This window comes from Empedobacter sp. GD03865 (assembly GCF_029840775.1).
Classification (GTDB): Bacteria; Bacteroidota; Bacteroidia; order Flavobacteriales; family Weeksellaceae; genus Empedobacter; species Empedobacter falsenii_B.
Map to the genome: position 1 here is coordinate 1 of NZ_JAOCDF010000082.1, position 705 is coordinate 705.

A 705-nucleotide genomic window follows, 5' to 3' on the forward strand; every position below is an offset into this window, starting at 1 on the left:
GCCCGTTGAACGGAACCGGAGTAGCTTTATGTATTATGGGGTTTTCGAAATGTGGCTTTAAGATATACAAGCAGTAATTTTAGGATTACTGTTTTTTTTGTGGTTGAAGTTGTATTTCTTCATGCGTTTTGGCTGTTTTTTTGTGCTTTAAACACAAATTCCCTTACCCGTAAAAGTTAATTCACAGAAGCAAGTTTGTTTCCGATAAGATACTTTTCTGGCGGACCTCTTTGTCCAAAAACGTGCAACGTAACCAGATTCCCCACTTTACAACAATAACATTTTCGATGTTGTGTTTTAGGCTCTACTAATGCTCGCGCAACGTGTAATTCTTCTTGTAACTGCTGTAGTTTGCCACGTTTCCAACTGCTGCTTAAAATTCCGTAGTGCCGTATGCGAACAAATCGTTTCGGTAAAACATGCAAGCTAAAACGGCGGGCGAATTCTTCGTTTTTTAATGTGAGTTGCTTGGTTTCACTTCCGTCTCTATAATCTTTATAATTGATAGTAACTTCTTGATGGGTTACATTTGTAATGCGATGGTTGCTAATGGCTACCTTGTGGGTATATCTACCCAGATACTCAATCACTTGTTTTGGGCCGCCAAATGACCGTTTGGCATAAACAACCCAATGCTTTTCAAACAAACTTTCTAAGATGTGCCCCTCGGCAAGCTTTTCTTTGCGTAACAACGCTACATATTTG

The 705-nt window shown here is 39.4% G+C and carries 1 protein-coding gene; it reads right to left on the reverse strand.

Annotated elements, in window-relative coordinates; translation table 11 throughout:
- Positions 1–176: 176 nt before the first annotated feature.
- Positions 177–705 (reverse strand): transposase (locus tag N5D46_RS14735; protein WP_280050452.1); only part of this gene is annotated, 529 nt, incomplete at its 5' end.